4 protein-coding genes and 1 pseudogene are annotated in these 6,219 nt (G+C 64.0%); all 5 read right to left on the bottom strand.

What is annotated here, in order from left to right:
• Positions 1-124: 124 nt before the first annotated feature.
• Positions 125-2,608, bottom strand: a pseudogene (locus tag EN745_RS27350) (efflux RND transporter permease subunit); the annotation flags it as partial.
• Positions 2,605-3,879, bottom strand: a complete 1,275-nt coding sequence (locus EN745_RS27345) for an efflux RND transporter periplasmic adaptor subunit (protein ID WP_127422697.1) — start codon at positions 3,877-3,879, stop codon at positions 2,605-2,607. The pseudogene EN745_RS27350 and the gene EN745_RS27345, both read right to left, overlap by 4 nt.
• Positions 3,880-4,212: 333 nt before the next feature.
• A complete protein-coding gene (locus EN745_RS27340; protein WP_127406890.1) occupies positions 4,213-4,809 on the bottom strand; it encodes a LysE family translocator in 597 nt (198 codons plus the stop codon).
• Between the two features lie 146 nt (positions 4,810-4,955).
• Positions 4,956-5,528 carry an acetolactate synthase small subunit gene (gene ilvN / locus EN745_RS27335; RefSeq protein WP_006204962.1) on the bottom strand — a complete coding sequence of 191 codons (573 nt, stop codon included), beginning with the start codon at positions 5,526-5,528 and terminating at the stop codon, positions 4,956-4,958.
• Between the two features lie 84 nt (positions 5,529-5,612).
• The coding region (locus EN745_RS27330) for a thiamine pyrophosphate-dependent enzyme (protein ID WP_245487850.1) at positions 5,613-6,219 on the bottom strand (607 nt) is incomplete at its 5' end.

The following is a 6,219-nucleotide window of genomic DNA, read 5'->3' as shown; positions in this document are numbered from 1 at the left end:
TATTTAGGTCTGTGGATACGTCAGCACCGTAGGCTGACCGGCGAGGAGCTGCGTGAAGGTCACGCTGCACGTTCCGGATATCGGCAAGGCTAGAAAGCGGTTGACCCTGGGCTCGCAATTAGAGAACCTGCTCCTTGAGCTGGTCGATGCGGGTCACGCTGTCGCCCAGCGCCACGCCCGGCGGCAGATTGTAGGAAATCGTCACCGCCGGAAGCTGGCCGAGCTGGTTGACGGTGAGCGCGCCGGCCGTGCGGTCGACATGGGCGAAGGCGCCAAGCGGCACCAGGCTGCCGCTCGCTGTCCGCACCTGGATTGCGAGCATGCGCTCGGGCGACCATTCGATCTTCGGGTCGAGCTCGGTGATCACGGCATAGCTGTCGGCCGAGCCGAAGATCGTCGAGACCTGATCGGTGCCGAAGCCGCCATAGAGGGCCGAGCGCAGCGTATCGGTATCGATGCCGAGCTGGGCGGCCTTGTCGCGGTCCACCACCAACGACGCCTGTAGGGCATTGTTCTGCAGGTCGCTGGTGACGTCGGCGAAGAAATTGTGGTCCGCCGCCATCGCGTCATTCAGCTTCTGTGCCCATATATCGGTCTGGCCGGTATCGAGGCCTTGGACCACGAGCTGGTAGGCGCTGGCCGACGACCGCGAACCCAGCCTCAGGTTCTGCACCGGCTGCATATAGGTCTCGATGCCGGCCACCCCTGCCAGTTGCTTGCGCAGATCCGAGAGCACCTTTTCGATGTCCGGGCGCTTGTCCTTGTCCTTGAGCTGCACGAACAACTGGCCCTGGTTGAGCGCATTGTTGCCGCTGCCCGCCGACCACGCCACATGATCGACATAGGGCGAGTGGGAGAAAACGCTGGCCACCTGGCCCTGCAGCTTGGCCATGGCGTCGAACGAGATGTCCTGGCGGGCGACCGTCGTCACCGATATCTGGCCGATGTCCTCCTGCGGGAAGAAGCCCTTCGGCGAGACCTCGATCAGCCAGACCGACGCCGCAGCGGTGCCGATGAAGACGAGGAACACCAAAAAGGTGTGGCGCAAGCAGAAGCTCAGCAGCCAGTCGTAGCAGCGTGTGACGAAGTCATGCCTGTGGCCGCCTCCATGGGCTTCCCTCTCCGCCTTCGAGACCGAAAGCAGGCGCGAGCAGAGCATCGGCGTCAGCGTCAGCGAGACGAACATCGACGCCAGGATGGCGACGGTCACCACGACCGCGAACTCGTTGAAGATGCGGCCGATGACGCCGCCCATCAACAGCACGGGAATGAACACCGCCACCAGCGAGATCGAGATCGAGATGATGGTGAAGCCGATTTCGCGCGCGCCCTTCAGCGACGCGTCGAAGGCCGAGAGCCCGTCTTCCTCCATGTGCCGGAAGATGTTTTCGAGCATGACGATGGCGTCGTCGACGACCAGGCTGACGGCGAGCGTCAGTCCCATCAGCGAGATGTTGTCGATGGAAAAGCCGAACAGGAACATCGCGCCGAGCGTGGCGATCAGCGAGATCGGCACGGCGACGGCCGGGATGATCGTCGCGGTGACGCGGCGCAGGAAGACGAAGATCACCATCACCACCAGCGCGATGGTCAAAAGCAGCGTGAACTGGACGTCGTCGACGGCCTGGCGGATCGAGGTCGAGCGGTCGTTGAGCAGCTTGATCGAGGCGGCGCCCGGCATCTGGTCCTGGAAGGACGGCAGCATCGCCTTGACCTTGTCGACGACGTCGACCGTGTTGGCGTCCGGCTGGCGCTGCACGGCCATGATGATCGCGCGGGTGCCGTCGTACCAGCTCGCGGTGGTCGTCGTCTGAACCGAATCGACGACGCGCGTCACCTCGCCCAGCCGCACCGGATGGCCGTTCTTGGTGGCGATGATGAGGTTGGAGAATTCCGCCGCGTTGTTGAGCTGCGTGTTGGCGGTGATGGTCAATTGCTGCTTGTCGTTCTGCAGCACGCCGAGCGGCGTGTTGCTGTTGGCCGACGCCACCGCCGTCTGCAGCTGGTCGATCGAGATGCCGCGCGCGGCGAGCGCCGTCGGGTCGATCTGGATGCGCACGGCGTATTTCTGCTGGCCGTAGATCGAAACCTGCGCCACGCCGTCGATGGTCGAAAGCGACGGCGAGATGACGTTCTCGGCGAAGGCATCGAGATCGGTCAGCGGGACCGTGTCGCTGACCAGCGACATCAACAGGATCGGCGCGTCGGCCGGATTGACCTTGCGATAGCTCGGCGGCGCCGTCATCTCGGGCGGCAGCGACCTTTGCGTGCGCGCGATCGCCGCCTGCACGTCCGCCGCCGCTGCGTCGATGTCGCGGTTGAGCACGAACTGGATGGCGATCGAGGTCTGGCCGAGCGAATTGGTGGTCGAGATGGAATCGATGCCGGCGATCGTGGCGAACTGCTTGATCAGCGGCGTCGCGACGGAGGTCGCCATGGTCTCCGGCGAGGCGCCGGCCAGTTGGGCGGAGACGTTGACCACCGGAAACTCGGCGCTGGGCAGCGCCGCGACCGGCAGGAACTTGTAGGCGAACAGTCCGCCCAGCACGAGGGCGAACGACATCAGAAGGGTGGCGACGGGCCTGCGAATGCAGAATTCGGAGATCATTGGCTGACCTCGCCCGCCTTGCCGGCTTGCGCCACCTTGGCTGCGCGCTGGGCGCCGCCATTGGTCGCCGCCTTGCCCTCATGCACGGCCGCGCCGTCCTTCAACCTGGTCTGGCCCTCGACGACCACCTTCTCGCCACCCTTGAGGCCCTGGCTGATGGCGCTGTTGTCGCCCTCGGTCAGCGCCACCTGGACGGGGCGCATCTCCACCGTATTGTCCGGCTTGACGACGTAGACGAACGGCCCCTTCTGGCTGGGCTGCACCGCGACCGTCGGGGCCGAGGTCATTTGCGGCATCGTGCCGGCGTCGAGCACGACGTTCACATACTGGCCGGGCCATAGCGAGAGATCCGGGTTCGGTATGCTCGCCCGAGCGGCGATGGTGCCGGAGGCGGTGTCGACGCTGGAATCGACGAAGTCGAGCGTGCCCTTGCCGATCGGCGTCGGATCGCCGTCCTTGGTCAGCGTCACGTCTCCTTGCTGCGGGTCGGCCAGCGCCTTGTGCAGCAAGGCGAGGTTGCTCTCGGGCAGGGTGAAGTTCACCTGTAGCGGGTTTATCTGCGTGATGGTGACGAGCGGCGCCGCGCTGCTGCTGCCGTTGCTGGTGGTGACGAGATCGCCGACCGAGACATTGACGGCGCCGAGCTTGCCCGCGATCGGCGCCGAAATCGTCGCATAGCTCAACTGAACCGTATCGGAATCGATCGTCGCCTTGTCCGCGTCGATGGTCGCGGCGGCCGCCTTCTGCGCTGCCAGCGCCTGATCGTAGGTCTGCTGGGTGCCGGCCTGCTTGGCGACGAGGTCCTTGGCGCGCTGCAGGTCGGCCTGGGCGCTGACCAGCATCGCCTGGTCCTTGACCAGCGTCGCCTGGTCTTTCGCCAGTTGCGCCTTCAGCGCCCGGTCATCCAATGAGAAGAGAAGATCGCCGGCCTTGACCATCTGCCCGTCCTTGACCGCGATCGAAACGATCTGGCTGGAGACGCGGGCGTTGATGGCAACCACGGCCGGCGAGGATACGAAGCCGATGGCATAGCGGCGGATGGGGAAATCGGCGGTGGTGGCGGCCGCGGAAACGATCGAGGCCGAATGCGTGCCACCGCCGCCGCCCTTTGCGTTGTCCGGTGCCTTGGCCGTCTTGTCCGTGCCGTTGCTGGCGGCCTGCTGGCCCGAAATCAGTTGCTGGACTTTGCCCAGCGCCGTCGGCGAAAGGTAGAGACCGGCCCCGGCAACGCAGGCCAGCGCAATCACCGCAAAGACGATTTTTCCGCGCATCGACAACAAGCCCTCTCACGCGACACGCCGAATTCGGTGGTCTATTTCTGCTCGATCCGCGGCGCCTTGCCGCGAATTTCGCCGAAATAGATAGGACAAGGCTTTGGCGGAAAAGGGCCAAAACACGGCATTACGAAGATTTAATGTGCAGTGCACAATAAGGAGGCAACCCGACCGAAGGGCCGGGATCGCGACCTAAGATCTGTTGAGATTCAGGTCAGGCCGAGTCGAAAACGGTGATTACCGGAGCGGAGCGTACTTTTGGGTACGTGAGCACCGGAAGCGCAGGAAGGCGCCGTTTGCAGACCGGCCTCACCTGAATATCAAAAGATCTTAGCGCAGCATCGGCCACAGCGTCGCCGCCAGCAGCACACCCATGGCAATGTTGAACCATTTCAGCCGCACCGGATCCGACAGGAACCCGCGCAGCGCCGTGCCGAAGCCCGCCCACACCGAGACGCTCGGCAGGTTGACGATGGTGAAGGCGACCGAGATCAGCACCACCGACAGGAACGGGTGCTCCGCATTGGCATAGACGGCCATGGCGGTGATCGCCATCACCCAGGCCTTGGGATTGACCCACTGGAATGCGGCCGCATCGATGAAGCGCATCGGTCGCGCTTCCGTCTCGCCCTTGCTGCTCAGCGAACGCGACATGGCGATCTTCCAGGCGAGATAGAGCAGATAGACCCCGCCGGCGATCTTCAATCCGGTGTGCAGCACCGGAAACGCCGTCAGCACCGCGCCGAGCCCGAAGCCGACGGCAAGCAGCAGCACCAGAAATCCGATGCTGATGCCGAGCATGTGCGGAACGGTCCTGACGATGCCGAAATTGACGCCGGAAGCCAGCAGCATGAGGTTGTTCGGCCCCGGCGTGATCGAGGTGACGAAGGCGTAGACCAGGAGCGCAAGGAACGTTTCAAGCGGCATGACGTCCTCCCAGACAAGTCATCGCGTCGAATAGGTCAGTATAATTGTCCTTTTATACCGGGCGCGCAAAGGCCACCCTGGAGCATCAACCGGGCCAGACGGTCAGGACGGAAATGACGACCTGCCGGCGCTTCGGCGCCGGCCTCCTACATGCCCTGCGGGCCGCGGTTCATCGCCGCCACGCCGGTGCGGCAGATCTCTACCAGGCCGAGCGGCTTCATGATCGCGATGAACTGGTCGAGCTTGGAGCCCTTGCCGGTGATCTCGAAGATGAAATGCTCGGTGTTGGCGTCGATGACGCTGGCGCGGAAGGCGTCAGCCAGTCTCAGCGCCTCGACGCGGCTGTCGCCGGTGCCGGCGACCTTGACCAGGGCCAGTTCCCGTTCCAGCGGCCGCTCCTGGCCAAGCTCGTGCGAGCGTACGGTGAGGTCGACCACGCGGTGCACCGGCACGATGCGCTCGAGCTGGTGCTTGATCTGCTCCAGCACATGCGGCGTGCCGCGCGTCACGATGGTGATGCGTGACAGGTGCTTCTCGTGCTCGGTTTCCGAGACGGTCAGGCTCTCGATGTTGTAGCCGCGGCCGGAGAACAGGCCGATGACCCGGGCAAGCACGCCCGGCTCGTTGTCGACCAGCACGGAGAGGGTGTGGTTCTCCGGCTTTTCCGTTTCCTTGGCGATGAAATAGGCGGAGCCGGTCGGTTGGAGCTGTGCGTTCATGGGGTGAATCTCGATTTCAACTCTTGGGTCTAATTCTCTGTTTGCGCACGGCTTCCTTCGACCAGCCCTGCCTTGGCTCGTCGCCTACACCAGTTCCCTGCCTTTGGCGTCGATGGCATTGGCCACCGCCTCGTCGGTCGCCTCGTCGGGGAGCAGCATCTCGTTATGCGCCTTGCCCGACGGGATCATCGGGAAGCAGTTGGCCAAAGTCGCCACGCGGCAGTCGAACAGCACCGGCTTCTTCACCGCGATCATTTCCTTGATCGCGTCGTCGAGCTCGTCCGGCTTGTCGCAGCGTATGCCGTGGCCGCCATAGGCTTCGGCCAGCTTGACGAAGTCCGGCATCGCCTCGGTGTAGGAATGTGACAGCCGGTTGCCGTGCAGCAGCTGCTGCCACTGCCTGACCATGCCCATATACTGGTTGTTGAGGATGAAGATCTTGATCGGCGCTTCGTACTGCACCGCCGTGCTCATCTCCTGCATCGTCATCTGCACCGAGGCATCACCGGCGATGTCGATGACCAGCGCATTGGGATGCGCGATCTGCACGCCGAGTGCTGCCGGCAGTCCATAGCCCATCGTGCCCAGCCCGCCCGACGTCATCCAGCGGTTCGGCTTCTCGAAATGATAGTGCTGCGCCGCCCACATCTGGTGCTGGCCGACCTCGGTGGTGATGTAGGTGTCCATGTCC

It is taken from the genome of Mesorhizobium sp. M4A.F.Ca.ET.022.05.2.1 (assembly GCF_003998845.1).
Classification (GTDB): domain Bacteria; phylum Pseudomonadota; class Alphaproteobacteria; order Rhizobiales; family Rhizobiaceae; genus Mesorhizobium.
This window is presented reverse-complemented; position numbering and strand designations above follow the sequence as displayed.

What these genes read in the sequence shown, in the direction of transcription:
- EN745_RS27345 (WP_127422697.1), bottom strand. Translation starts at nt 3,879, where the DNA reads ATGCGCGGAAAAATCGTCTTTGCGGTGATTGCGCTGGCCTGCGTTGCC.
- EN745_RS27340 (WP_127406890.1), bottom strand. Translation starts at nt 4,809, where the DNA reads ATGCCGCTTGAAACGTTCCTTGCGCTCCTGGTCTACGCCTTCGTCACC.
- ilvN (WP_006204962.1), bottom strand. Translation starts at nt 5,528, where the DNA reads ATGAACGCACAGCTCCAACCGACCGGCTCCGCCTATTTCATCGCCAAG.